This window comes from Luteimonas mephitis DSM 12574 (genome assembly GCF_000422305.1).
Taxonomy (GTDB): domain Bacteria; phylum Pseudomonadota; class Gammaproteobacteria; order Xanthomonadales; family Xanthomonadaceae; genus Luteimonas; species Luteimonas mephitis.
The window spans coordinates 421,262-446,621 of sequence record NZ_AULN01000013.1; the positions used below are offsets into that span (position 1 = coordinate 421,262).

Here is a 25,360-nt window from a genome sequence, read left to right on the forward strand (position 1 = left end):
GCCGCGACAGTCCCCCGGTAGGCCCCCTGATAGAATGGAAGCTCGATTCCACGACCACTGCGCGGCCAGCAGGCCGCGGCGGAGCACGCACCATGAACTGGCTCAACGAAGTCCTCGTCAACGATCCCGATCCGGCCGAATCCCAGGAGTGGCTCGAGTCGCTCAAGGCCGTCATCGACCGCGAGGGCCCGGCGCGCGCGCACCAGTTGCTCAACGGCATGGTCGAACTCACCCGCCGAGCCGGCGCCCACCTGCCGTTCGCGCCGACCACCGAGTACATCAACACCATCCCGCCGGGCCAGGAAGCCAAGTCGCCCGGCGATGCGCAGATGGAATGGCGCATCCGTTCGCTGATCCGCTGGAACGCGATGGCGATGGTGGTGCGCGCCAACCGCAAGCCCGGCGACCTCGGCGGCCACATCGCCACGTTCGGCTCGTCCGCGACGCTCTACGACGTCGGCTTCAACCATTTCTGGCGCGCGCCCAGCGCCGACCACCCCGGCGACCTGCTCTACATCCAGGGCCACGGCTCGCCGGGCATCTACGCGCGCTCGTTCATGGAAGGCCGCATCAGCGAATCCCAGCTCGACAACTTCCGCATGGAAGTCGACGGCCGCGGCATCAGTTCCTACCCGCACCCGTGGCTGATGCCCGAGTACTGGCAGACGCCCACCGTGAGCATGGGCCTGGGCCCGATCGCGGCGATCTACCAGGCGCGCAACTTCAAGTACCTCGAAAGCCGCGGCCTGATGCCGAAGACCGACCGCAAGGTCTGGTGCTTCCTCGGCGACGGCGAGACCGACGAGCCCGAGAGCCTGGGCGCGATTTCGGTCGCCGGCCGCGAGGGCCTCGACAACCTGGTGTTCGTCATCAATTGCAACCTGCAGCGCCTCGACGGCCCGGTGCGCGGCAACGGCAAGATCATCCAGGAGCTGGAAGGCAACTTCCGCGGCGCAGGCTGGAACGTGATCAAGACCATCTGGGGCAGCTACTGGGATCCGCTGCTGGCCCGCGACACCTCCGGCGCGCTGCGCCGGGTGATGATGGAAACCGTCGACGGCGAGTACCAGAACTGCAAGGCCTTCGGCGGCGCCTACACGCGCGAGCATTTCTTCGGCAAGACCCCGGAGACCGCCGCGCTGGTGGCCAACCTGTCCGACGACGACATCTGGCGCCTCAACCGCGGCGGCCACGACCCGCACAAGGTCTACGCCGCCTACCACGAGGCCGTGCACAGCGAAGGCATGCCCACCGTGATCCTGGCCAAGACGGTCAAGGGCTACGGCATGGGCGCGGCCGGCGAGTCGCTCAACCCGACCCACGGCACCAAGAAGATGGACGACGAGGACGTCAAGGCGTTCCGCGACCGCTTCCAGATCCCGGTCACCGACGACCAGCTCAAGGACGGCCAGATCCCGTTCTACCACCCCGGCGAGAAGTCGCCGGAAATCGAATACATGCAGGAGCGCCGCCGCGCGCTGGGCGGCTACCTGCCGCAGCGCCGGCGCAAGGCCGGCACCTCGCTCGAAGTGCCGAAGCTCGAAACCTTCGACCGCCTGCTCAAGTCCACCGGCGAGCGCGAGATCAGCACCACGATGGCGTTCGTGCAGATGTTGAACATCGCCCTGCGCGACAAGCAGGTCGGCCCGCGGCTGGTGCCGATCGTCGCCGACGAGGCGCGCACGTTCGGCATGGAAGGCCTGTTCCGCCAGATCGGCATCTACGCCCCGCACGGGCAGAAGTACAAGCCGGTCGACGCCGACCAGCTGATGTACTACCGCGAGGACGCCGCGGGCCAGGTGCTGCAGGAAGGCATCACCGAGGCCGGCGCGTTCGCGTCGTGGCTCGCCTGCGCCACCAGCTACAGCACCAACGACCTGCAGCTGCTGCCGTTCTACATCTACTACTCGATGTTCGGATTCCAGCGCGTCGGCGACGCCGCCTGGCAGGCCGGCGACATGCGCGCGCGCGGCTTCCTGCTGGGCGCCACCGCCGGCCGTACCACGCTCAACGGCGAAGGCCTGCAGCACGAGGACGGTCACAGCCTGGTGCAGGCCGGGCTGATCCCCAACGTGCGCAGCTACGACCCCACCTTCAGCTATGAAGTGGTGACCCTGGTCCAGCACGGCATGCAGCGCATGCTCGCCGAGCAGCACGACGAGTACTGGTACATCACCCTGATGAACGAGAACTACGTGCACCCGGAGATGCCCGCGGGCAGCGCCGAGGGGATCATCAAGGGCATGTACCTGTTCAAGGACGCCGGCAAGCCGAAGAAGGGCGAGCACCGCGTGCAGCTGATGGGCTCCGGAACCATCCTGCGCGAAGTCATCGCCGCGGCCGAACTGCTCGACAAGGATTTCGGCGTCACCGCCGACATCTGGTCGTGCCCGAGCTTCAACGAGCTGGCCCGCGACGGCCAGGACGCCGAGCGCCACAACCGCTTCCACCCCGAAGCCAAGACCCCGCGCAAGGCCTATGTCACCCAGCAGCTCGAAGGCCGCCAGGGCCCGGCCATCGTCGCCACCGACTACATCCGCGCCTACCCCGAACAGGTCCGCGCCTTCGTCCCCATGCACTACACCGTGTTGGGCACCGACGGCTTCGGCCGCAGCGACACCCGCGACAACCTGCGCCGGCACTTCGAGGTCGACCGCTACCACGTCGCCCAGGCCGCGATCGCGGCGCTGGCGGCGGAAGGCAAGATGACGGCGAAGGACGTTTCGCGGGCGATCAAGCTTTACAAGATCGATGTGGAGAGGCCGAATCCGCTGCATGCGTGAGGCATGGATGGACCAGGAAGGGCGGCCGAACGGGCCGCCCTTCTCATTTTCGGGTCTGGATCGTTGCTTCCACCGCTACAAGCCCTTACCAATCTTCTTTCGGGTTCAACCACAGAGGTGGTTGCCGAACGGGCCCACCGTAACAGGACAAGGATTGCCGATGAAGATCAGATATTTCGGTTGGCTCATGGTGGCCGCAGCTGCGGGTTGCACTACCGTCGAGGCCAGCCAAGCAGCGTCCGCCTCGCTCTGCGAGGAAGCTCGCGGCTGGAGTTCGGCCGCATCTGAAGACGCGACGCGGATCCTTCCAAGCGAAACTTCGGAAGAAGGCGGACGCACCTATCGGTTTGACCTTGCAGGGCGTGGTGGGCTCCGAGTCCTGCATGCAGAGTGCGGATGGGCGTCCTACTCGGAATGCGCATTCCAGGTCACGCGAATCGATGGCTCGCAGTACGCGTTCTCGGATCTCTCCACGTTCGGCCTGTGGGAATACCAAGGCGCGCTCTATCTCCTCTACGGCATAGTCGACCCGAAAACAGAAGTCGATGCCGGCAAGCACAGGATCACGAAGGTCAGCAATCCGCCCACCGAGGTGTGCAACGAAATCGGGGACTACTCCGACCTGATGTAGACGCCGTCCGTTTCAAAGGGAGCTTCATGTCATGGAATACAACACGCTCACCCAAGATCAGTACAACGAGCTGGTCGGTGATCTGATCAAGCTTACGGAAAGCCTGCACACGCGCGCACAAGACATCGGTGATGGCCGTGCCACCATCGGCTACGGCTATACCTTCAACCGCGACAACAATGTTGATCTCTGGAGGGACTCCGGCATTCACCTCGCGGAATCCGAATGGCGGCAGCTTGCCGAGATCGATGCTGGCAGGCCGCGTGACCGCACGGGATTGGGGCTCGCATTCAATCGCACGCTCACTGCCGCGGAGAGCGATCAGCTTCTCGTGGCTTCGCTGCCAGAGTATGAGCGTCCCATCGAGGGGCTCGACATGCCGGTGTCACAGGAGCGCGCGGCACTTGTGTCGCTGGTCTACAACCGCGGCGCGGGCGCATATCGTGCTTCCATGCAGCCGTTTCGTGATGCTGTTGCGGCCGGTGATCGCAGCGAGGCCTGGTTTGAATTGCGCTACAACGCGTGGGGAAGCAATGCCATGTATGAGGCAGGCCTGCGCAAGCGCCGCTATATGGAATCGGAACTCTTCGGCCTTTACGACGACCCGAACAATGTTTCCACCGAAGAAGCAGTTTCAAGCTATCGGATGTATCAACTGCATCGCGAGCGCATCAATGATGACGAGCAGCGTTGGGGTGTCGACATCGACGGAAACCCCGGCCAGCGCAATCTCATCGCTGAGGCCAACCGCGACTATGCCGGTATCCTGGACACACATGGAAGCGTCAAAACGGTAGCCGAAGCACTTGAGCCCGCAAGGATACGGCTGCTATCCGATCTGAGAACCAGGTATCCAGAGATTGCGGGGCAGCTTGGCGACGAAGCTTTCAACGCTGGCGCCATCCATATTGACCCGGGCCGCGATTCCGCGAACGTTGCCGTCGCCCCGACTCATGCCGCCACACTTGATGCCACACGCAGTAATGATCGTGAAGTCGATAGCAACGACCTTCTTCTCGGGGAGGGTGGAAGTGACACGCTGATCGGCGGTCGTGGCGACGACGTGCTCATCGGCGGGGCCGGCCGCGACAGGCTGCGAGGCGGCGAAGGTGACGACACCTACGTGGTGGATGATGGCGACATCATTCGAGACGACGATCTGCGCGGCGGGATCATCTGGCATGGTCAGCGCCTCACCGGCGGCTCACACCATGAGAATGACCCCGCAGACGTGTTTCGCAGCGAAGATGGGCAGCATAGCTATCGCATGGATGGCACCCGTCTGGTGATCAGTGACGGCCGAGGACAGTCGGTGATCGTGCAGGACTATCGGCCCGGCAGCCTCGGCATCACGTTAGCTGAGGCGCCCCATCGTGATCATGATCAGGTGCCGGGCCGCTCCATCGGTGAAGCCGGGCGAACACACGTCCCGACAGGCGCGCCGGATGATCATCCGCTGCTGCGGCAGGCACGCGAAGCGGTCGCGCGTCTTGACGGAACACTCGGTCGGGCTTTCGACGATGCAAGTGAACGAATGAGTGCCAGCCTCGCCGTTCTTGCGCATCGGAAGGGCATGGAGCGCATTGATCATGTCGTGCTGAGTCAGCAAACCAGCACAGCGCGCGCAGGGGAGGCTGTGTTCATTGTGCAAGGCCGGCTGGACGATCCGGCACATCTACGGGCCCATGCGACAACCGCAACTGCCGTCGAAACGCCGGTGCGGGAGTCGCTGGCGCACCTTGAATCCCTCGAGCGCCATGATCCGGCGTTGCAGCAGAGGCCGTTCGAACAGGAGCAAGCCCAGAGGCAGGTGCGCATCATTTGATTGATCAGCCCCTATGCGCACCGCTGGCATGGGAAAACGCCAGCGCGAGAACGGGTCGGGTTCACTTACGAGATCATAGAAAGTGAACCCGACTCCTCTTTTCCCATTGAGGGAAATTGAGTCCGCCTTATTCTACGGTCCCGATTCTTATAAGGCTTGGTTTGCGACAGTGCAGGATTCAAGTGCTGCCACAGAGGTGGTTTTGAACGATGAAGAGTCGGCGGTGCCGGAAGAACGCGAGGTTCCGTAGAATGGGTTGAGCACAGCGATACCCACCCTACGAGTTGATTCCAGTGGCCAGCTTCGTACTCCGTTGAACGTGGCAGGGTCAAATCCTGATCAGTAGCTCTGTAGTTCTCTTTTGACGGCCAGGCTCACTGGTGAGGGTTTGATGAGAGTAGCGGAAGTGTTCTCGCTCAATGAGAGTGGGGCATGCGCAAACCACGGGGTCAGCCGCGGGATGTCGTGAGCAGATCGAGCAAGGGGTCCGTGAGTTTCTTGAAAGCATTCTCGAATACGGCATTCCGGTGATATTCGAGATAGGTCTTTTGGTTGGTACTGAAGGACCCGCACTTCCGGCCTTGGCCCAAGTCAATGCCGATCCGGCTGATGACGTCACTGGGCAAATGTTGGGAACGAACAAGCGCGCCGTTATCCTCGAAGGTAATCCAGCCTCGATCGAACAGATGGTCTGCAGTAGGGCTCAGCAGAAGCCCGTTATTTCCGTCGACCCGCTCATCTCCAGATGCGCACTTCGACCATGGTTTGATGTGGCTCGCTCGCAGGAAGCGAAGGTCTGCGATGCGAGTGAGTCGGCACTCCTTCTCCACGATCAGCAATCGCCGTTTGAAGAGGGACTGTTTGGTTCTAACTTCCATGATTTGGCTGTTGGCAGTGGCTGCCAACTCAATTTCCGGCGCCGCTGCGTCGGTGATTGACCTCTGGAACGGCTCGAAAGCTGATTCAAGAGGCTGCAACTTGAAGACGAGTGCTTTGCGAGGCATGCCATTGGTATCGGGAACGCCGACTTGCTGATAGGTGCTCAGGAACTGGAATTCCCCCAGAAAACGATATGGGCGGCCATGCCCCATCATCTGGAAGAGAAGGAGACGCTTGCCGCTCCGTAGATGTTCGCGAATAGCCAAGTTTCCGCCAGAGAACGTCATGTCCCCGCGTTGGCCTTCGCCGTAGTAATGCAGAACGTTCTCTTCGTCCCAGAAGTCGTGATAGCCGTGCTGCTTGCCGGCCTCTCCGGTAAACAGGATCACGTATGGACTGGTGGCAGGTGTCGAGATGCCACCTTGTCGCTGGCCGCCCAAAAGACCATGGATCTGTTCGCGTCGGTTGTAGAGCGCACCGACTTCAAAAGGCAGACTGGTCGAGGGCAGCAAGCGCTCCATGGGCGCCAGGATAACCACTGGCGACACGCTTTATAACTTTCTAATGCGCACCTGATCAGCACGGGCCAGAACCGGGATCAGAGGAACTCCCGTGCGTTGATGCAGGGGTCCGGGCCGCAAGGCCGCCCCAGGATTCGCCTCCAGTGACGCAAAAAGCGCCATCACTGTCGCCGCAAGTGTCGTCGCAGTCGCTCCCGGCGGCTCCGTTGCCCCAAAAAGCGTCAGTCGCGGCACTTGTTGACTCGAGCTTGAGCCAGGAAGCGCCTCGCGTGGCGCTTTTTGCGCCAATGCTGGCAACTGGAGCGCCGCGACCGGCGCGGGAAGGGTCGGCGCTGGCGCTTTTTTCGCCTGCCCCATGACCGGAAAGCGCCATCCGTGGCGCTTTTTGCGCCAGCGGCGAGGCTTTCCGGGCCGTGACCGGCGTGGATCGGGCTTCCGGAAGGACAAAAAGGGTGTCGCGAAGCGCTTTGCGCGCGCCGATGGAACCCTTCCGCGCGGCAGCCGGGCGGGGTTTGTCGATCCCGGCCGCGCCGGTTCGTCGTCCCTGTAAGCGCGCCATGCCGGCGCCGCCATTCCGTCCCCCAAGCGAGGCTCCCCATGTCCGTCCAGTCCTACCTGTTCTTCGAAGGTCGCGCCGACGAAGCGATCGCGTTCTACGGCAAGGCGCTCGATGCCGAGCTCCTGATGCGCATGACCTACGGCGATTCGCCGGAGGGCGACGGGGAGTGCCCGGGCGGGTTCAAGCCGCCGGCCGACAAGGTGATGCACGCCGGCCTGCGCATCGGGGGCACCGAGCTGGGGCTGTCGGACGGCATGTGCAGCGGCAAGCCGGAGTTCAAGGGCATCTCGCTGACGCTGGTGTGCGCCGACGATGCCGAGGCCAGGCGCCGCTTCGATGCGCTGGCCGACGGTGGCGAGGTGAACATGCCGCTGGGCGAGAGTTTCTTCGCCACCGCGTTCGGCATGCTGGTCGACCGCTTCGGCGTGGGCTGGATGGTGATGGTGCCGAAGGCGATGGCGGGCTGAGCCCGTGCTGCGGGCGGCCGGGGCCGGGACGGCACGGCGGCCTGCCCGCCGGGCTTTGCGCCGATGCAGCCCGCAGCGCATCGGCTTGACCCGGATCAATACGGACACGCACGGTCGCGCTAGCGTAGGCGTCAGCCAAGCCCGGAGACATCGTGATGACTGCCATGCGCCCACGCTATTCCCCCGCGCTGCGGCGCCTGCACTGGCTGATGGCACTGCTGGTGGCCGCGGCCTACCTGTTGATCGAGCAGCGCGGCCTGTTCCCGCGCGGGAGTGCGCCGCGCGCGGCGATGGTGCAGGGGCACTTCTGGGTCGGGCTGTCGGTCCTGCTGCTGGTGGTGTGGCGACTGCGGCTGCGCCTGCGCGACGGCGCGCCGCCGGTCACGCCCGCGCTGGCCAGGTGGAATGCGTGGGCCGGCGGGCTGCTGCACGTGGCGCTGTACCTGTTCTTCGTGGTCCAGCCGCTGCTGGGGCTGGCCACGGCCTGGAGCGACGGCAAGGACGTGCTCGTGCCGTTCACGCAGATCGCACTGCCGGCGCTGCTGCCCGAGAACGAGGCGCTGGCGCATACGCTCGAAGACCTGCACGAGACGATCGGCACGATCTTCTACTGGGTGATCGGCGCGCACATCCTCGCCGCGCTGTGGCACCACTGGCTGCGCAGGGACGACACCCTGCGGCGGATGCTGTGATGGGTGGCGTCCACCCGCGCTGACGCGTCCTGCCCGGCGTGCCGGCGGCGGCCTGCAACGGCCGCGCCGGCACCCGACGCGGGCTGGCCGGCCGGGGCCGTGCCCGATCAGGCCTGCGCCGGATCCTTCGGCGCCCGATCCTTCGGCCCCTGGTCCATCAGCACCCGCTCGCTGGCCGTCCTTGCTTCGCCGGCATAGGGCCGCCCGTGTCCGGTCGCGACCAGGTCGTGCAGGCTCGCGATGTACGTGTTCCAGCCGTCGCTGCAGACGTCATGGCACTCGTACTCGGGAACCAGGCCGAGGTGGGTGAAGCGCAGTTCGGTCCGGCCGTCGGCCGTCGCGATCTCGAACACGAGGTCGGTGCCGGTCCATTCGGTCGTGTCTCTGGTGAAGCTGAAATGGTTGTCGAGCACGGTCCACGCGATCCTGCTGCTGGGAACCATCTGCGTGACCTCGATCTCGCAGCGGTGCAGGTCGCGCACGCGGTGGACGAAGCGGTCGCCGACGCGGTCGGCGCTGCCGGTGATGTCGGCCGACCACCAGCGGCGCACGTCGCAGATGGCGGCGAAGACGGCGTCCGGTGACTGGTCGACGGTGAAGCGGGCGGTGAAGTCGCGGCTGTCCATCAGGGTCTCCTTCAGGCGGGGAGTCGCGCGTCGTAATCGGCCTTGAGGGCGATCCAGCTGTCCCAGAACGGTTCGGGCCGCCGTCCGCTGATGCGGTCGACGAGCAGGTCGAGGTGTGCGTGCCAGCCGGCGCCGTGCATCAGCACGCGGTTGCGGCTGCCGAGGTGGCGGTGGACGAGGGTGAGCAGCACCTTGTCGCCGCGCGGTTCGAGGTCGATGGCCACGTCGCTGCCGCCGTCCCAGGTGAAGGCGAGGCGGCGCGGCGGATCGCATTCGGTGACGCGGCTTTGCAGGCGATGTTCGTCGCCGAAGCCGTCGGGATGCTTGCCCGGCGGATCGGTGAGCTCGTCGTTGCGCCAGACCAGTTCGAACGACGTGCCGGCCCGCGGCTGCACGTCGTCGCCGCCGGCCAGCCACTGGCGGCGCAGCCCGGCGTCGGTGAGGTGCTGCCAGACGCGCTCGATGGGGCCGGGCAGCACGCGCTGCAGGCGCACGGTGTCGGTGTCGCTGACGGCGGCGTAGTCGGCTTCGGCGGGGGAGGTGGTTGCGTTCACTTCTTCTTCCTCTTGTCGTGCACGGGGGAGGCGGCGCGCTTGCCGGGCTTGCCGGGGCCGTCGTCGTTGGTGCGAAGCAGGACCTCGAGGGCGTCGAGCTTCCGGTTCCAGAAGCGTTCGTAGTGGCGGATCCATTCCGCGCCGGCGTGCAGTGCGTGTGCGTCGAGATGGCAGGTATGCACGCGGCCCTGCACCTCGCGCTGGATCAGGCCGGCGCGTTCGAGCACCTGGATGTGCTTGGAGGCGCCGGCGAGCGAGATCTCGAACGGCGCGGCGAGCTCCCCGACCGTGCGGGGCTGCCGCGCCAGGTCGCGCAGCATCGCGCGCCGCGTCGGATCTGAGAGTGCCTTGAACAGGTTGTCCAAGAGCGGGCTGTCCGGGGCGTCCGGAACGTCGGATTTATTGTCAACCATAAAGTTGAATATATCCTGCTCGGTGGAATTGTCAACCGTTTGGTGAAATATATTTACGCGGGGTGGCACAGGGCATGTCCTGCCCTTCTTCAGCGGTGAGCTCCTGATTCCGGAAGCGACTCTCCGAGAAGCTCGCGGCTGAAGCCGCTCCTACAGGACGGGGCATTGACGTGCGTTGCTGCGTTTGTCGAAGACTGCAACCGCTGCGGCGGTGCGCGCATCTTTGGTTGGACATTCCCGACTGCCGCGTGCCGCCATGACCCGATGCCTCGCTTTGTTCCTGGGCTGCTGCCTGTCTTGTTCCGCCCTGGCGCAGTCCACGGCGTCGCCCGCTCCCGCCTCCACGGCGCAGGCCGTGGCGCCCGAGTCCGACCCCGCCCGCCAGGCGCTGGACGCATGGCTGGCGGCGTTCAACGCCAACGACCGCAAGCAGCTCGAAGCCTTCCGCGACCGCTACAAGCCGACGCTGGACGTCGACGGCATGCTCGGGTTCCACCGGCAGACCGGCGGCTTCCGGCTGCTCCGGCGCGAGCCGGCGGATGCCGGTTCGGCACAGGCGCTGGTACAGGAGCGCGACTCCGACACCGTGGCCCGGATCACGGCCACGGTGCAGGCGGGCAAGCCCCTTGCGCTCGCCATCGAAGCCATCGAACGTCCTGCGGACCTGCGCATCCCGCGCCTGGACCAGGCCGCGGCAATCGATGCGCTCGCGGACAAGGCCGATGCGGCGGCGAAGCGCGATGCCTTCGCTGGCGTGCTGCTGGTGGCACGTGGCGACAAGATCATGCTGCAGCGCGCCTGGGGCCTGGCCGATCGCAAGGCCGGCACGCCGGTGACGCTGGATACGAAATTCCGGCTGGGATCGATGAACAAGATGTTCACCGCGGTTGCCACGCTGCAATTGGTGCAGGCCGGCAAGCTGTCGCTCGACGGCACCGTGGGGCAGTACCTTCCGGGGTATCCGAATGCGGAGATTGCGAAGGTGAGGATCCGCCAGTTGCTCACGCACTCGGGCGGCACCGGCGACATCTTCGGGCCGGAGTTCGACAAGCAGCGGCTGGCGTTGAAGACCCACGACGACTACGTGCGCCTGTACGGCGCGCGCGGGCCCGACCATCCGCCCGGCAAGGAACACCGCTACAGCAACTACGGCTTCGTGCTGCTGGGCGACATCATCGAACATGTCAGCGGGCAGTCGTACTACGACTATGTCGACCAGCACGTTTTCGCGCCGGCCGGGATGCGCGACAGCGGCTCGCTGCCAGAGGACGTGGCCGTGCCCGGACGTGCGCATGCCTACACGCGGGAGGACGATGCCGCGCCGTGGGCCGACGCCGCCGATACGTTGCCCTACCGCGGCACCGCGGCCGGCGGCGGCTACAGCACAGCGGGCGACCTGTTGAAGTTCGCGCGCGCGCTGCAGTCGGGCAAGCTGCTGTCGCCCGCGCTGCTGGCCGAGGCAACCCGCAAGCAGAGCCCGTGGTACGGCTACGGCTTCATGGTGGCGGAGTTGGAGGGCGTGCCCGCCTACGGCCACGGCGGTGGCGCGCAAGGCATGAACGGCGAGCTGCGGATCTTCCCGACGCTCGATGAAGTCGTCGTCGCGCTGGCCAATGTCGACCCGCAGGCGGCGACGCGCCTGGTCGAGTTCTACCAGCTGCGCATGCCGCTGGCGGAATAGGCTGGAGCCGCTCCTCCAGGTTGCGTCCGGCGCTACCCGGGCGCCTGCTCGTCGCCGGCGTACTTCTCGTGCAGCTTCACCGGCGCCACCGCGCGTTCGGCGCGGCGGCGGATCCACAGGTTGATCATCTCGACGAACACCGAGAACGCCATCGCCGCGTAGATGTAGCCCTTCGGGATGTGCTGGCCGAAGCCGTCGGCGACCAGCACCAGGCCGATCATGATCAGGAAGCTCAGCGCGAGCACCTTCACCGTGGGGTGGCGCTCGACGAACTCGCCGATGGGCCGCGCGAACACGAGCATGAACACGATCGAGGCGACGATCGCGGTGACCATCACCCAGCGCTCATCGACCATGCCGACGGCGGTGATGATCGAGTCCAGCGAGAACACGATGTCGAGCACCATGATCTGCGCGATCACCGTGCCGAATGTCATGCCGGCCGCCGTTGCGGCGGCGCCCGCGGTGGAGATCGGTTCGACGGGCCCCTCGAGCTTCTGGTGGATTTCGTGGGTGGCCTTGCCGATCAGGAACAGGCCGCCGCCGATCAGGATCACGTCGCGCCACGAGAACGCATGCCCGAACAGCGAGAACAGCGGCGCGGTCAGGCCGACGATCCAGGCGATCGCCATCAGCAGGCCCAGTCGCGTGACCGCGGCGAGGAGGATGCCCACCTTGCGCGCCTTGTTGCGCTGCGCCGGCGGCAGCTTCGCGGCGAGGATGGAGATGAAGATGATGTTGTCGATGCCCAGCACCAGTTCGAGCGCGGTGAGGGTGGCCAGGGCGATCCAGATTTCCGGGTTCGCGAGTTGATCCATTGGGAGTTGTTCCGGGGGATTGGTCGATGGGGTCGGGTGGCGTCATGCGCCCGGGTCGGGCGCGGGCGGGCCGGTCAGAAGTCGAACAGTTCGCCAAGCAGCGACTGCGGTCGCTTCTTGCGGTAGTCGGGCTGGTAGCCGTGGTGGCGATCGCCGTCGTGGCGCGCGTGGCGTGCAGGTGCGTCGCGACAAGCCGGCGGCGGGCCTGGCATCGCGGACGCGGTGGCCTGTTCGGCGCGTTCGATGAGGCGGTCGAGCTCGCCGCGGTCAAGCCAGATGCCGCGGCACTGCGGGCAGTAGTCGATCTCGATGCCGTGGCGGTCGGCCATGGCCAGGTTCACGTTGTCGCAGGTGGGACACTGCATGGGAATCTCCGTCGATGGTGGGGAAGTCGCCGGACCCCCATGCCATCGCCGGGCGCATGAAGACGCGCTTCGGTACTCGACGGTTGGTTCAGGGGGTGCGGAGACTCGGCGCCACGGCCGGATTGCATCGGGCTGATGCACCTTCGCCGTGGACGGCGAAGGTCTCGCTCACAGGCCTGGGATGGCCTGCTGCCGCACCGGAGCCGAAGCTCGTAATGACGGTGGCGGCAATTGGGAGCTACTCCCCTTCGACGGCGAGACTAGCATGGGGAAAGCGCATGGATGTGACGGATCCGCGTTCATTTCCAGCTTCGGGCAAGCGCATGCGCCGATGCCCTGCCGGGCCTGCTTTCGAACCAGCCAGGCGGCCCCCATATGACAGCCATTCCCTTCCGGAGATGCGCCATGACCGCCTATCGCAAGACCCCCGAAGCCGTCGCACGCCTCACCGCCGAGCAATACCGGGTCACCCAGGAAGGCGCCACCGAGCGCCCCGGCACCGGCGAGTACCTGCACAACGCCGATCCGGGGATCTACGTCGACATCGTCTCGGGCGAGCCGCTGTTCGCGTCGTCGGCGAAGTTCGAGTCCGGCTGCGGCTGGCCGAGTTTCACCCGGCCGATCGAACCGGCGCATGTTGCCGAACTGCGTGACACCTCGCACGGGATGATCCGCACCGAGGTGCGCTCCGCGCATGGCGACAGCCACCTGGGGCACGTGTTCGACGATGGCCCGCGCGACCAGGGCGGACTGCGCTACTGCATCAACTCGGCGGCGCTGCGGTTCGTTCCGCGCGGCGAGATGGAGGCGGCCGGGTACGGGGCGTATCTCGACCAGGTGGAGGCGCCGGGAAAGCGCGCGACTGAAGCCGCGCCTGCACGATCCGGGGGTGCGTGATGGCGACCGAGCGGGCGATCCTGGCAGGTGGCTGTTTCTGGGGCGTGCAGGAGCTGCTGCGCAAGATGGATGGCGTGGTCTCCACGCGCGTGGGCTACAGCGGCGGCGACGTGCCCAACGCGACCTATCGCAACCACGGCAGCCATGCCGAGGCGGTGGAGATCGTGTTCGACCCGGCGCGCATCAGCTATCGCGAGCTGCTGGAGTTCTTCTTCCAGATCCATGACCCGTCGACGCCGGACCGCCAGGGCAACGACCGCGGTGCGTCGTATCGTTCGGCGATTTTCTTCACCACGCCGGAGCAGGCGCGCGTGGCGCGCGACACGATCGCCGACGTCGACGCCTCCGGCCTGTGGCCGGGCAAGGTGGTGACCGAAGTCGAACCGGCGGGCGACTTCTGGGAAGCCGAGCCCGAGCACCAGGACTACCTGCAGCACTATCCCACCGGCTACACCTGCCACTTCGTGCGTCCCGGCTGGAAGCTGCCGCGCCGCGCCGGGGCCGGCTGACACGCGATCCCGCTGCACGGGCCAATGCCGGGCCTTCGGTTACATTCCAGCGCGTCGATACAGTTTGGGGAGGCGATGAGGATCATCCGGCCGCGCGCCATGGTCGCCTGTGGCCTGGCCGCGGGGTTCGTCCTGTTGCACCTGCTCGCGGTGTCGCAGCAGCGGTTCGATCCCATGGTGCTGTCCTACGGCATGCAGGTGCTGGCGCCGCTGGTGGCGGCGTCGGTGGCGTGGTGGCAGGGACGCGATCCGGGCATGGTGACCCGCACGCGTTGGCGCCTGGTCGCGCTGGCGTTCGTGCTCTGGGCCGCGGGCATGGCGACGAGCCTGTGCATCGACCTTGCGGCATGCGATCCGGATTCGGGGATCGACATCGCCGCCTACGTGCTCTATGGCGTGCCGATGCTGCTGGTGCTCGCGACCTCGCCGACCGAATGGGCGTCGCCGCTGATCCGGGTGATCGACGCGGCAATGGTCGTGCTGCTGACGGTGCTGATCCTGGTCAATACCTTCCAGCTGTCGAACATGGGCGGCGACGCGCTGCTGTCGGGCTACATCACCATGTTCGACGCGGAGAACTTCCTGCTGTTCCTGTTCGCGTCCCTCCGGCTGCTGGCCGCGGCCGACAGCCGCAGCCGCGCGCTGTACGCCGCATTGACGATCTACACGGGCATCTACATGGCGGTCGCGGTGTACTACAACCACCAGGTCGTGGTCGCGCAGGGGATTGCCGCGGGCACCCGGTACGACGTGATGGTGGGGGTGCCGTTCATGGCGTTCGTGCTGGTGGCGCTGCTGGTCGATCCGGACGCGCCCGCACCGCGCCCGGCGGCACCGCGCCTGCTGCGCTTCGCCGCCGCCGTGCCGCCGTTCTTCCTGACCATCACCGTGGTCGTGGTGGCGGCGCTGGCGGCGCGGAACACCTTCCAGCTGGGGATCGCGTGCACGATATTGACCATCCTCGGCTACGGCATCCGCAGCACGCTGCAGCAGGTGCACCACATCGGCGCCGCGCGCCTGGCCGAACGCGACCGCGACGCGATGGCCGACCTGGCCTGGCGCGATCCGCTGACCGGCATCGGCAACCGCCGCGCATTCGACGCGGCGCTGCACCTGGAGTGGGATCGCGCGCGGCTGACCGAGCACAGCCTGGGCCTGCTGATGATCGACATCGACCACTTCAAGGCCGTCAACGACAACCTCGGGCACATTGCCGGCGACGAGGTGATCAATGCGGTGGGCAAGGCGCTGCAGTCATCGGCCAGCCTGTCGAGCGACGTGCTGGCGCGCTACGGCGGCGAGGAATTCGCATGCCTGCTGCCCGATACGCCGCTGCGCAAGGCGCACGTGATCGCCGAGCGCATGCGCGCGACGATCCAGGCGCTGGCGATCGCCCATCCTGCGAGCCCCGACGGGGTGGTCACGATCAGCGTCGGCGTGGCGAGCATGGTGCCGGACGGAGCGGCTTCGGCCGGGCAGCTTGTCCACGCGGCCGACCGCGCGCTGTACGCCGCCAAGGCCGCGGGGCGCAACCGAGTCGCCGATTGATCGCATCCGGCGCGGGTGCCTGCGTCCGGCGCGGCGTGCGCGGGCGCAGGGCCTGGCATTGCGGCATCGCGTGGCAGGCTATTGCGCGAGCGGTTCGGAGTATCGCAATCCGCGCCCGGCGCGGGCGGAGGAATTCTTCGCCAACGACGTCGTCCAGCCGCGCGCGTGACAGGCGCTGCTGCATCCGCGCATCGCGCGTGAAGCGTGGGCGCCGGTGCGCCGGAAGCGCCCGTTCATGTCGCCAGCATCGCCCGCACCGCGCGTGCGAACCCCGAGCCGGCGCCCGGGCCCTGGCCAGGTAGAAGTCCGGTTCGATGCGCAAGCCGTTGCGCTGCCGCCGTGCCCGGGTCGCGCTACGCGGATCGATCCTCCACGCAGGCCGCATCACTCGTCGCGGCCACTCGCGTACGCGCATCGAACCACGGCAGCATCGCCTGGATCAGCGGCCCGATCAGCAGCATGTAGGCCACCGTGCCCACGCCCAGCGTGCCGCCGAGCAGGAAGCCGGACACCAGCACGCTGCCTTCGATGATCGTGCGCACCAGGCGCACGGAGCGGCCGGTGCGTCGCACCAGGCCGGTCATCAGTCCGTCGCGCGGGCCGGGGCCGAAGTGCGCGCCCAGGTAGGCAGCCGTCGCGGCGCCGTTGAGCACGATGCCGCCGAGCAGCAGCACCGCGCGCGACGCGAGCGATGTATCGAGCAGACGATCGCCGACCCAGCCGTTGACGAGGTCGAACACCAGCCCGATCACCACCGCGTTGCACACGGTGCCGAAGCCCGGCTTCTGCCGGATCGGGATCCACATCAGCAGCACCGCGAAGCTCACCGCGATGGCGACGCGGCCCATCGGCCAGCCGCCCTGCAGCGCGATGCCCTGGTGCAGCACGTCCCACGGCATCAGCCCGAGGCCGGACTGCAGCATCATCACCATCGACACGCCGTAGGCGATCAGTCCGAGGAACAGCTTGAGCAGGCGACGCGGCATTGCACGGCCGGGGTGGAGGCGGTCGCGCATTCTAGGGCCTCGCATCGTTGCCTGCCGGCGACAGTGCTTTCCGTGCTGGCATTCGGGCTGGAATGCGCCCGCATTCATCCGTTGGAGCCCGCTTCGTTGCAGTCGCCATGCACGCTTCGCGAATCCGCGGGTGCCTGTTCGCGGTCGCGCATGCCGTAGTCGCGCAGCACCCGGGCCACGCGCAGGCGATAGTCGGCGAAGATCGCGCGGCGGCCGGCATCCTGGACCTGCCGGTGCGCTTCGGCGTTGCGCCATCGGCTGACCGCCTCCTCGTCGCGCCAGCACGAAAGCGACAGCAGCCTGCCGGGTTCGGACAGGCTCTCGAAGCGCTCGATCGAGATGAAGCCGTCGATGTCCGCCAGCAGCGGCCGCAGGCGTTCGGCTGCACCAAGGTAATCGTGCTGGCGTCCTGGTTGCAGGATCAGCTCGAAAATCACCACGATCACGACCGCACCTCCGCGCGCGCCGGCAGGGCGAATGCGCCGTCGACGATTTCCAGCCAGCTGCGCTGCTCGCGCAGGATGAAGCGCTGCTCGCGTGCGAAGCGCAGGTTGTCGCGACCGGCGGGGTCGGACTTGAGCCGCGTCCGGTAGGCTTCGTAGTCGGCAAGGCTGTCGAACGCGACCACGCCCCAGGCGACGTCGTTGCGGCCTTCGTGCGGCAGGAAATAGCCGACCAGATCGCCGCCGCAGCGAGGGATGATGCTGCCCCAGTTGGCTGCGTAGGTGGCGAAGGCGTCGCGCTGGAATGGGTCGATCCGGTACTCGATGAAGCAGGCAATGCGCATGGGTTGTGGTTCGAAGCGCGTTTGCCCGGGGCGTCGATCCCGTCCGTCATCCCGGTCTTGGCGGGAATGGCAGGCGGCGCGTTCACACCAGGCGAATGCGGTTCGTTCCTGGCTCCTGTGTCGGGGAAGCAGTCGTGGCGCATGCCGCCGCGAACCGCGGGGCAGGCAGGTGGCAGGACTGCAGGAAGTGTCGAGCGAGTCCGTGGTGCCATGGTCGCGTTTGCCCGCGGCCGATGCTTCGGCCAGGATCGAAGCATCGCGCATCGGCCAGGGCCCAGGATCGCGGCATGGACACCACCGCCAGCTTCAACCGCATCGCGGCGCTGATCGGCGACCGCGCGCGCGTCGACATGCTCACCGCGCTGATGGCCGGGCGCGCGTTGACCGCGACCGAACTGGCCGACCACGCCGGCGTCGCGCGGCCGACCGCCAGCGCGCACCTGGCGGCGCTCACCGGCGCCGGCCTGCTCGAGGTGGAGAAGCAGGGCAGGCACCGCTATTTCCGCCTCGCCAACGAGGACGTCGCGGGCCTGCTGGAAGGCCTGATGGGCGTGGCCCATCGCATCGCCAGCGCCCCGGTGTCGACCGGGCCGGTCGATCCGGCGCTGCGGCAGGCGCGCGCCTGCTACGACCACCTGGCCGGCGAATGGGGCGTGCGCATCCATGACAGCTTCGTGCGCCGCGGCTTCCTGCGACTGGAGGCCGATGCGCTGCAGCTGACCTACGCCGGCCGCGGCTTCATCGCAGGCACCGGCATCGATCTCGATGCGCTGGCACGCTCGCGCCGCCCGCTGTGCCGTGCCTGCCTGGACTGGAGCGAGCGGCGGCACCACCTGGCCGGCGCCCTGGGTGCGGCACTGCTGGAACGCTATCTTGAACTCGGCTGGCTGCGTCGCAGGCAGCACTCGCGCGCGCTGGCCGTGACCGCGCGCGGGCAGCGCGAACTGGCCGCATTCACGGAATGATGCGCCGGGCCGAGGCGTTGATCGCCCTGTTGCCGGCGGCATTGCCAGGCGTGACTGCCGCGCGTCCGCGCCAGCTTGCATCGGGCTTCCGCCCGGATGCCGGCCTAGCGTGATTGCAACGGCGCGCCGGGATCCCGATCGTCACTTGCGTCGCGCACGATGATCTCGCCGTCCGGCATCACGATCTCCGCATCCGCCGCGCCGGCATGCGTTCGTTCGTACTTCATCTGGCCGTTGCGAAAAAGCTGCGCCTGGATCGGGCTGGCGGCGCACGGCCTGCGCCCGGCGGTGATGGCGAAGCGCAGGTGGTCGAACGAAGGGGGCGAGGACGCCATGCTGACTCCGGGTCTGATCGGCCGGGGGGAGCCGTCGATGTGAAGTGTGCCCGCTCACACGTTTCGTTCTTGCGAAGACTTGCAGCGCCCGCGCAGGCGATGTGCGGCGGTACCAATGGCACTGACCGCTCCGGCAGGGGCTGTTAACTTGCCGGTGAAGTGCCGGCGCCCGCGTGCGGCGCCTGCATGCCATCGACGGAGCCGAATTCATGAAAAAGACCGCCATCGTGCTGTTGTTGATCGCCGCGCTGTGCCCGGCGGCCCATGCGGGGGAGGCGCCGCGCGACGACGCGTCGTACGCCAAAGCGAGGGACGTCGTCCGCGACCTCGAACGCATCGTCGCGCCGGAGGGGATCCAGGAAAGCTACAAGGCGCGGATCGGCGGCATCGACCAGTGGATCAACGTCCGCGGCCAGGACAAGGCGAATCCGGTCATCGTGTTCATCCACGGCGGCCCCGCATCGCCGCTGACGCCGACGACCTGGGAGTTCCAGCGGCCGATCGAGGAATACTTCACGGTCGTCAACTACGACCAGCGCGGCGCCGGCAAGACCTTCCTCGCCAACGATCCGGATGCGGTCGCCGACACCCTGCACATCGACCGCTACGTCGATGACGCGATCGAGATCGCCGAGTACGTACGCAAGCGCTACCACAAGGACAAGGTGATCCTGATGGGGCACAGCTGGGGTACGGTGGTGGGCATGGGCGCGGCGCTCAAGCGCCCGGACCTGTTCCACGCCTACGTCGGCATCGGCCAGGTGATCAACGTGCGCGACAACGAACGCATCAGCGTCGAGTACGGGCTGGCGCAGGCCAGGCAGCACGGCAACGCGGAAGCGGTTGCCGAACTCGAATCGATCTCGCCGTATCCCGGCGACCGGCCGATCACCCGCGAGCGGATCATCATCGCCAGGAAGTGGCCGCAGTTCTACGGCGGCATGAGTGCGTACCGCGACGGTTCGGCGAAGTACTTCTTCGGCGCGGCGCTGCTGTCGCCGGAGTACGACGCCGCGGACGTGAAGGCGATCGACGCGGGCAACGTGTTCACGCTCGGCAGGATCCTGCCGGAGTTCCTCGAGGTCGATTACAAGGACGTGCGCGAGTTCCCGGTCCCGGTGGTGATGTTCATGGGCCGCCACGACTACACCACGCCGTCCGCGCCGACCGCGCAGTGGCTTGAACGCGTGAAGGCGCCGTACAAGCGCGGCGTCTGGTTCGAGCGCTCGGCGCACATGATCCCGTGGGAGGAGCCGGGCAAGCTGCTGGTGAGCCTGCTGGCCGAGGTGCGGCCGCTGGCGAGCGGCACCGACGCCCCGCCGCCGCGCTGAATCGCCGTCGCGGTGCCCACGCGCCAGCCGCGCACCGCGGCGTTCGGCCACTGGTTGGCCGGGCTTATGGCACGGACGCATGTTGCGGCGCACAATATGCGGCATGTCTTCTTCCGGTTCCCCTGGCGCGGCCGCATCCGTCCCGCCTGCGGCGCGTCCGCTGTCGCCGCGCACGGTCAAGCTGATCCTGTTCGCGCTGGGCGTGGGCGGATTCGCGATCGGGACCAGCGAGTTCGCGGTGATGGGCCTGATGCCGGAGATCGCGCGCGGGCTGGGCATCAACGAGCCGCAGGTCGGCCACGTGATCAGCGCCTATGCGCTGGGGGTGGTGGTGGGAGCGCCGCTGCTGGCGATCCTCGGCGCGCGCTTGCCGCGGCGCACGCTGCTGCTGGCGCTGATGGGGTTCTATGCGCTGGGCAACCTCGCCAGCGCGCTATCGCCGGGCTACCACGCAATGCTGCTGTTCCGCTTCATCGCCGGACTGCCGCACGGCGCGTACTTCGGCGTGGCGGCACTGGTGGCGGCGTCGATCAGCCCGCCGGAGCAGCGCGGACAGGCGGTCGGGCGGGTGATGCTCGGCCTGGCCATCGCGCTGCTGGCCGGCAATCCGCTGGCGACCTGGCTCGGACAGGTGCTGGAGTGGCGTTACGCCTTCGGCCTGGTGGCGCTGATCGCGCTGATGACCGTGGCGATGGTGGCGCGCTCGCTGCCGCCCGATCCCGACGAGCCGCACCAGGACCCGATCCGGGAACTGCGCGACTTCAACCGCAAGCCGGTGTGGCTGGCGCTGGGTATCGGCGCGATCGGCTTCGCGGGCATGTTCTGCGTGTTCAGCTACTTGGCGCCGACCATGACCCAGGTGACCGGATTGCCGGAATCGTGGATCCCGCTGGGCCTGGTCGCATTCGGCGTGGGCGGCATCATCGGCACGCTCGGCGGCGGCTGGCTGTACGACCGTCTGCAGTTCAGCGCGGTGGCGCTGCTGCTGGCGTGGTCGACGGCGGTGCTGCTGGTGTTCCCGCTGGCGGCGCATGCGGCCTGGTCGCTGCTGCTGGTGGTGGTCGCGGTGGGCACGATGGGCGCGCTGGCGACAGTGCTGCAGGCGCACCTGATGGAGGTCGCCGGCGACGCGCAGACGCTGGCGGCGGCGTCCAACCACTCCGCGTTCAACGCCGCCAATGCGCTGGGGCCGTGGCTCGGCGGCATGGCGATCAGCGCCGGCCTGGGCTGGACCTCGACCGGCTACGTCGGCGCTGCCACCGCGGTCGCCGGCCTGCTGGTGTACGCGTGGGCGCGGCACGACGCCCGTCTTTCCAAGGTTCCGCTGCTCGCCGACTGAGCCGGAACGCACGCGGCATTGCATGGTGAACTGCGCTTGCACGTTCATCGCCTGCACGCGCATCCATCGCCCATCTCCACACGCACCCGCGGCAGCCGGACGCAAATAACCGGAACCCCGCCGCAGCGGGGTCCGGGGTTGCTTGTGGGAGCGGCTTCAGCCGCGAGATTCCCGATCGTGGATCGGATGAGCAGGCGAATCAGCGCCCGTCGCGATCGGCGTCACCCGGCAGCGCGCGCTCCACTCCGTGCCAGGCGTCGCGCACGGCGTGCTTTGCATCTTCCCATCCCATGCGCGACTGGCCCTTGGCGTTTTCCCAGTTGCGGCCCAGGTCGGCCTCAAGGTTGTCGTCCCATTCGCGGCCGGCATGCGCGCTGCGCGCGTATGCGCCGTAGCGATACGCCGGACGGTAGTCACTGTCGTAGTCGTACTCTGACTTGTAGTAGTCGGTGTTGCGATGCTGGTCGCGATAGTAGCTGTCCGTTGCTTCGTAGGTCCGGTAGGTGCGGTCGCTGCGATCGAAGGCATCGCGTACCGCGCCCTTGGCCTGCTCCCAGGTCAGTTGCGACTTGTCCTTCGCCTTTTCCCAGCCCGCCCGAACGTCGTTCTCCAGCGACTCGTCCCAGTTGCGCCCGATGTACTGCTCGCGCACGTTGTTGCCATAGGCGTAGGCCGGTGCGTAGTCGTCGTAGCCGTACTTGCGGTCGACGTAGGGTCGGTTCTCGTACTCGCCGCGCCAGTATTCGGCTTCGCCCGTCGGGTCGACGCGCTCGGCCACGCGCTTGCCTGCCGCGGCGCCGGCGATCGTGCCCGCTGCGCCCCCGACCAGCATGCCGATCGGTCCGGCCAATGCGCCGATCACGGCGCCTGCTGCGGCACCTCCGACGCCGCCCACGCCGACACCGACCGGATGAGATCCCGGCGCGTCGCTGATCGGGTCGCGGTTCATGTCGCGGTCTTGGCTTGTCATCTTGGTGCTCCTCGTGCGTGGGGAGTCCAACATGACAGCAACAACGTTCAAGCTGCGTGCTTGCAGCGTCATGCCGGCGCGAACGCCACGCATCGCGCGCAGTGCCAGCCGGCCGCAAGCTGAAGCGTTCAGGATGTCGCGCTCCTGCAACGTAGCCGGTCGCTGCGAAAGCAGCGCCACGCGCGCCCTTCACATCGGCGCTCGCGGCGCGCCAGCGAAACTCCGGTTCCTTCCTCTGGTCTTGCAAGATGTCGCCCGTCACCCGTTCCCCGCAAGTACCGCGCATCGGTTGCGCCGGCTGGTCGATCCCCGGCGTTCACGCACGACTGTTCGGCGCCGGCGACAACGTGCTTGCGCGCTACGCCACGCGCTTCAACGCGGTTGAGATCAATTCCTCCTTCTACCGCCCGCACCGGCACGCCACTTATGCGCGCTGGGCTGCAACCGTGCCGCCTGGCTTCCGATTCTCGGTCAAGCTGCCGCGGTCGATCACCCACGATGCGCGCCTGCGCGGGGCCGGGGCGCTGCTGGATCGGTTCGAGAGCGAGGTGTGCGGCCTGGGGCGCAAGCTGGGCGGCGTGCTGGTGCAGCTGCCGCCGAGCCTGGTGTTCGACGCGCGCGTGGCCGCGACGTTTTTCGCCATGCTGCGGCGGCGCTTCACCGTGCCGATCGCGTGCGAGCCGCGTCATGCGAGCTGGTTCGATGCGGCCGCGGACCGGCTGTGGGCACGGCATCGAATCGCGAGGGTGGCGGTCGACCCTTCCCCGCTGCCCGCTTCGGATGTCGCCTCCGGTGCGGGGCCGTGGCGCTACTGGCGCTGGCATGGCGCGCCGCGCATGTATTACAGCGCCTACGACGACGAGGCGCTGGCCGCGCTGGCAGCGGCGGTGCGTGCCGGTACGCCGGTGCGCACCACGCCATGGATCATCTTCGACAACACCGCATACGGGCACGCGATCGCCGACGCCGCGAGACTGCAGGCGCTGCTCGTGGCGGCCGGGATTGCGCGACGCTAGGGTGCGGCGTCGCGCGAGGCGAGCGCGTCCTGGATGTCTTCCAGCCCCTGCCCGCGGGTCTCGATGCCGCTGCGCAACAGCATCACCGCCGAAACCGCCATCGGCACCGCGATCAGCAGCGCCGAGAGCATGAAGTGTTCGAGCAGCCCCACCACGCCGAACGCCGCGCCGAGGATGCCGCCGAACTTGGAGCTGGCCGCGATCACGCCCGAGCCGGTGCCGCGCAGCTGCACGGGGTAGATTTCCGCGGCGTAGGGGATCAGCGTGGCGATCACGCCGCTGACGCTGACCAGCAGCGCGACCGTCGCCAGCGTGGTGGCCAGCGCCGACTGCAGCCCGGACAGCGCGATGGCGAAGAACGCGAGCAGCGACGCCGTGGTCAGGGCGATGAACAACACCAGCGTGCGCACGGAGCTCCAGCGGTGGTACAGCCACACCACCAGCGCGATGCCGGGCAGTGCGAGCAATGCCGATTCGGCCAGCACTGCGTTGACGCCGGCGGGATCGACGCCGAACTGCACCAGGTTGACCGGCAGCCACAGCACGAAGCCGAAGTTCACCAGCCCCCAGGCCACGCCGCAGACCACCAGCCCCCAGGTGATGCCGGCGTGGCGGCCGCGCAGCAGCGCGCGCATGCCGGTGAGTACGCGTGGATCGTCCAGCACCGGCGGGCCGGGATGGTGGCTGTCGTCGTGCTCGACCGCGGCGGCGGTGCCGGAGAACTTGCGCAGCACCGCGTGCGCCTGGCGTTCGAGTCCGGCGTTGGACAGGAAGCGCGGCGACTCGGGGATGTAGCGGTTGAGGAGCAGGATCAGCAGTCCGGTGGGCAGGTTGAGCAGCCACAGCACGCGCCAGCTGAACAGCGGTTCGAGCGTCGCCGCCGCGCCCGCCGCGAGCAGGTAGCCGGCCGACGTGCCGACTCCGCCCAGCGCCACCAGCAGCCAGCCGCGATGCGCTGCCGGTACCGTCTCGGCCATCAGCGTGAATGCGATTGGCAACATGCCGCCGGCCGACGCGCCCATCAGGAAGCACATCACCAGGTTCCATTCGAACGTCGGCATCGCGCCGCAGATCGCGGTGCCGATGAACATCAGCGCCGAGAGCAGGATGCCGGCGCGGCGCCCGAACACGTCCGCCAGCCGGCCCCAGACGATCGAGCCGACCGTGGTGCCGATCAGCGCCACCAGTGCCAGCACGCTGGCGGTGGGCTTGGTGATCGAATACTCCGCGCTCATCCCCGGCATGACGAAGCCGAGCGTCGCCGGCTTCATCACGTCGACCGCCAGTGCCACCACCAGCACGACCACCAGCTTCCAGTGCTCGCGGTTGAGCGGTACGCCGTCTGCGACATGGAAATGCGCGTGGCGCCCGGGAAGCTGGCCGCTGCCAAGCAGCGATTCACGCAGCTGGTCCAGGCGCGGCATCAGGCCGAAACCGGCCAGCAGCACGCCGGCCGGGATCATCGCCATGCCCCACAGCATCCACGCGTCCATCGGCATGCCCACCATCTGCCAGTGCGTGTGCTGGCCCATCATGAACATGGGCATGTGCGAGGCGACGCCGGCGATGATCAGCGCGCAACCGGCCCAGAACGCGAGCGGGTGGTGGAAGGCCAGTCCCTGGCGATCGTCGCTGCGTTGCGCGCGCAGCCTGGGGGCTTCGGTCATCGAATCACTGGCGGGCGGCGTGAGCGCCGGAGTTGCATAGCATGGCGGCCGCGATGGGGTGCCGTAAACCAGCCGCCACACCGATCTCGCCCGTGGAGCGACTTGTGGCTTTCTGTAGGAGCGGCTTCAGCCCCGAGCTTTGGCTCCCTCCCCTGCCGTCGCAGGG

Annotated in this window: 26 protein-coding genes; 14 read left to right on the forward strand and 12 right to left on the reverse strand. The window is 67.5% G+C overall.

What is annotated here, in order from left to right:
- The first annotated feature begins 92 nt into the window (after positions 1 to 92).
- The 3 genes from aceE (at position 93) to H570_RS18075 (ending at position 5,239) form a co-directional block, all read left to right on the forward strand.
- A complete protein-coding gene (gene aceE / locus H570_RS0104415) occupies positions 93 to 2,783 on the forward strand; it encodes a pyruvate dehydrogenase (acetyl-transferring), homodimeric type (RefSeq protein WP_027079687.1) in 2,691 nt (896 codons plus the stop codon).
- Between the two features lie 160 nt (positions 2,784 to 2,943).
- Positions 2,944 to 3,414, forward strand: coding sequence for a hypothetical protein (locus H570_RS19330; RefSeq protein WP_245559533.1), 471 nt, complete (start codon positions 2,944 to 2,946; stop codon positions 3,412 to 3,414).
- A gap of 31 nt (positions 3,415 to 3,445) precedes the next feature.
- Positions 3,446 to 5,239 (forward strand): XVIPCD domain-containing protein, encoded by a 1,794-nt coding sequence (locus tag H570_RS18075; protein ID WP_027079689.1) that lies wholly within the window; start codon positions 3,446 to 3,448, stop codon positions 5,237 to 5,239.
- A gap of 449 nt (positions 5,240 to 5,688) precedes the next feature.
- On the opposite strand, the gene H570_RS18080 is transcribed toward H570_RS18075, so the two are convergent.
- Complete coding sequence (locus tag H570_RS18080) at positions 5,689 to 6,639, reverse strand: HNH endonuclease (protein ID WP_156899833.1); 951 nt, start codon at positions 6,637 to 6,639, stop codon at positions 5,689 to 5,691.
- Positions 6,640 to 6,994: 355 nt separating this feature from the next.
- On the opposite strand from H570_RS18080, the gene H570_RS19070 reads away from it, so the two are divergent.
- From H570_RS19070 to H570_RS0104445, 3 genes are all read left to right on the forward strand, one after another.
- Positions 6,995 to 7,189: a hypothetical protein gene (locus H570_RS19070; RefSeq protein WP_169447732.1), complete on the forward strand. Its 195-nt coding sequence runs from the start codon at positions 6,995 to 6,997 to the stop codon at positions 7,187 to 7,189.
- Between the two features lie 47 nt (positions 7,190 to 7,236).
- Positions 7,237 to 7,665, forward strand: a complete 429-nt coding sequence (locus tag H570_RS0104440; protein ID WP_027079690.1) for a VOC family protein — start codon at positions 7,237 to 7,239, stop codon at positions 7,663 to 7,665.
- 155 nt (positions 7,666 to 7,820) lie between these two features.
- The gene (locus H570_RS0104445) at positions 7,821 to 8,357 is read left to right on the forward strand and encodes a cytochrome b (protein WP_027079691.1); all 537 of its coding nucleotides are present in this window, start codon (positions 7,821 to 7,823) and stop codon (positions 8,355 to 8,357) included.
- A 107-nt stretch (positions 8,358 to 8,464) separates the two neighbouring features.
- Here H570_RS0104445 and H570_RS16385 read toward each other — a convergent pair whose 3' ends face one another.
- From H570_RS16385 to H570_RS16390, 3 genes are read right to left on the reverse strand one after another with little or no spacing between them, the layout of a single operon-like run.
- Entirely contained in the window at positions 8,465 to 8,983 is a 519-nt protein-coding gene (locus tag H570_RS16385; RefSeq protein ID WP_084499735.1) for an SRPBCC family protein, read from the reverse strand.
- Between the two features lie 11 nt (positions 8,984 to 8,994).
- Positions 8,995 to 9,537, reverse strand: a complete 543-nt coding sequence (locus H570_RS0104455; RefSeq protein WP_027079692.1) for an SRPBCC family protein — start codon at positions 9,535 to 9,537, stop codon at positions 8,995 to 8,997.
- The gene (locus H570_RS16390; protein ID WP_051176108.1) at positions 9,534 to 9,950 is read right to left on the reverse strand and encodes an ArsR/SmtB family transcription factor; all 417 of its coding nucleotides are present in this window, start codon (positions 9,948 to 9,950) and stop codon (positions 9,534 to 9,536) included. The genes H570_RS0104455 and H570_RS16390 overlap by 4 nt, the downstream gene beginning before the upstream one ends.
- A 355-nt stretch (positions 9,951 to 10,305) precedes the next feature.
- Here H570_RS16390 and H570_RS0104465 point away from each other — a divergent pair, with 355 nt between their 5' ends.
- Positions 10,306 to 11,631, forward strand: coding sequence for a serine hydrolase domain-containing protein (locus tag H570_RS0104465; protein WP_051176109.1), 1,326 nt, complete (start codon positions 10,306 to 10,308; stop codon positions 11,629 to 11,631).
- A gap of 32 nt (positions 11,632 to 11,663) precedes the next feature.
- On the opposite strand, the gene H570_RS0104470 is transcribed toward H570_RS0104465, so the two are convergent.
- A complete protein-coding gene (locus tag H570_RS0104470; protein WP_027079694.1) occupies positions 11,664 to 12,449 on the reverse strand; it encodes a TerC family protein in 786 nt (261 codons plus the stop codon).
- A 74-nt stretch (positions 12,450 to 12,523) separates the two neighbouring features.
- Positions 12,524 to 12,814 (reverse strand): TFIIB-type zinc ribbon-containing protein, encoded by a 291-nt coding sequence (locus H570_RS0104475; protein ID WP_027079695.1) that lies wholly within the window; start codon positions 12,812 to 12,814, stop codon positions 12,524 to 12,526.
- 405 nt (positions 12,815 to 13,219) lie between these two features.
- Between H570_RS0104475 and msrB the strand changes: the two genes are divergently transcribed.
- The 3 genes from msrB (at position 13,220) to H570_RS16400 (ending at position 15,768) form a co-directional block, all read left to right on the forward strand.
- Complete coding sequence (msrB, locus tag H570_RS16395) at positions 13,220 to 13,711, forward strand: peptide-methionine (R)-S-oxide reductase MsrB (protein WP_051176110.1); 492 nt, start codon at positions 13,220 to 13,222, stop codon at positions 13,709 to 13,711.
- Positions 13,711 to 14,220 (forward strand): peptide-methionine (S)-S-oxide reductase MsrA, encoded by a 510-nt coding sequence (gene msrA, locus H570_RS0104485; RefSeq protein ID WP_027079696.1) that lies wholly within the window; start codon positions 13,711 to 13,713, stop codon positions 14,218 to 14,220. Before msrB ends, msrA begins: the two co-directional genes overlap by 1 nt.
- A gap of 75 nt (positions 14,221 to 14,295) precedes the next feature.
- Positions 14,296 to 15,768, forward strand: a complete 1,473-nt coding sequence (locus H570_RS16400; protein WP_051176111.1) for a diguanylate cyclase — start codon at positions 14,296 to 14,298, stop codon at positions 15,766 to 15,768.
- A gap of 353 nt (positions 15,769 to 16,121) precedes the next feature.
- Here the strand turns inward: H570_RS16400 and yczE are convergent, their stop codons facing one another.
- The 3 genes from yczE to H570_RS0104510 form a co-directional block, all read right to left on the reverse strand.
- On the reverse strand, positions 16,122 to 16,784 hold the full coding sequence (gene yczE / locus H570_RS0104500) for a membrane protein YczE (protein ID WP_156899835.1): 663 nt from the start codon (positions 16,782 to 16,784) through the stop codon (positions 16,122 to 16,124).
- Between the two features lie 74 nt (positions 16,785 to 16,858).
- The gene (locus tag H570_RS0104505) at positions 16,859 to 17,230 is read right to left on the reverse strand and encodes an antibiotic biosynthesis monooxygenase family protein (RefSeq protein ID WP_027079698.1); all 372 of its coding nucleotides are present in this window, start codon (positions 17,228 to 17,230) and stop codon (positions 16,859 to 16,861) included.
- On the reverse strand, positions 17,227 to 17,571 hold the full coding sequence (locus tag H570_RS0104510; protein WP_027079699.1) for an NIPSNAP family protein: 345 nt from the start codon (positions 17,569 to 17,571) through the stop codon (positions 17,227 to 17,229). Before H570_RS0104510 ends, H570_RS0104505 begins: the two co-directional genes overlap by 4 nt.
- 287 nt (positions 17,572 to 17,858) lie before the next feature.
- Between H570_RS0104510 and H570_RS16405 the strand changes: the two genes are divergently transcribed.
- A complete protein-coding gene (locus tag H570_RS16405; RefSeq protein ID WP_036135084.1) occupies positions 17,859 to 18,536 on the forward strand; it encodes an ArsR/SmtB family transcription factor in 678 nt (225 codons plus the stop codon).
- Between the two features lie 104 nt (positions 18,537 to 18,640).
- Here H570_RS16405 and H570_RS0104520 read toward each other — a convergent pair whose 3' ends face one another.
- Positions 18,641 to 18,871 carry a hypothetical protein gene (locus H570_RS0104520; protein WP_027079700.1) on the reverse strand — a complete coding sequence of 77 codons (231 nt, stop codon included), beginning with the start codon at positions 18,869 to 18,871 and terminating at the stop codon, positions 18,641 to 18,643.
- Between the two features lie 209 nt (positions 18,872 to 19,080).
- Between H570_RS0104520 and H570_RS0104525 the strand changes: the two genes are divergently transcribed.
- Both H570_RS0104525 and H570_RS0104530 read left to right on the forward strand, forming a co-directional pair.
- Positions 19,081 to 20,202 carry an alpha/beta hydrolase gene (locus H570_RS0104525; protein ID WP_027079701.1) on the forward strand — a complete coding sequence of 374 codons (1,122 nt, stop codon included), beginning with the start codon at positions 19,081 to 19,083 and terminating at the stop codon, positions 20,200 to 20,202.
- A gap of 103 nt (positions 20,203 to 20,305) precedes the next feature.
- The gene (locus tag H570_RS0104530; protein ID WP_051176112.1) at positions 20,306 to 21,541 is read left to right on the forward strand and encodes an MFS transporter; all 1,236 of its coding nucleotides are present in this window, start codon (positions 20,306 to 20,308) and stop codon (positions 21,539 to 21,541) included.
- Between the two features lie 199 nt (positions 21,542 to 21,740).
- Here H570_RS0104530 and H570_RS0104535 read toward each other — a convergent pair whose 3' ends face one another.
- On the reverse strand, positions 21,741 to 22,511 hold the full coding sequence (locus H570_RS0104535) for a hypothetical protein (RefSeq protein ID WP_027079703.1): 771 nt from the start codon (positions 22,509 to 22,511) through the stop codon (positions 21,741 to 21,743).
- 248 nt (positions 22,512 to 22,759) lie between these two features.
- On the opposite strand from H570_RS0104535, the gene H570_RS0104540 reads away from it, so the two are divergent.
- Positions 22,760 to 23,527, forward strand: coding sequence for a DUF72 domain-containing protein (locus H570_RS0104540; protein WP_027079704.1), 768 nt, complete (start codon positions 22,760 to 22,762; stop codon positions 23,525 to 23,527).
- Here H570_RS0104540 and H570_RS0104545 read toward each other — a convergent pair.
- Positions 23,524 to 25,194, reverse strand: a complete 1,671-nt coding sequence (locus tag H570_RS0104545; RefSeq protein WP_036135087.1) for an MFS transporter — start codon at positions 25,192 to 25,194, stop codon at positions 23,524 to 23,526. The genes H570_RS0104540 and H570_RS0104545 overlap by 4 nt on opposite strands.
- Positions 25,195 to 25,360: the final 166 nt, after the last annotated feature.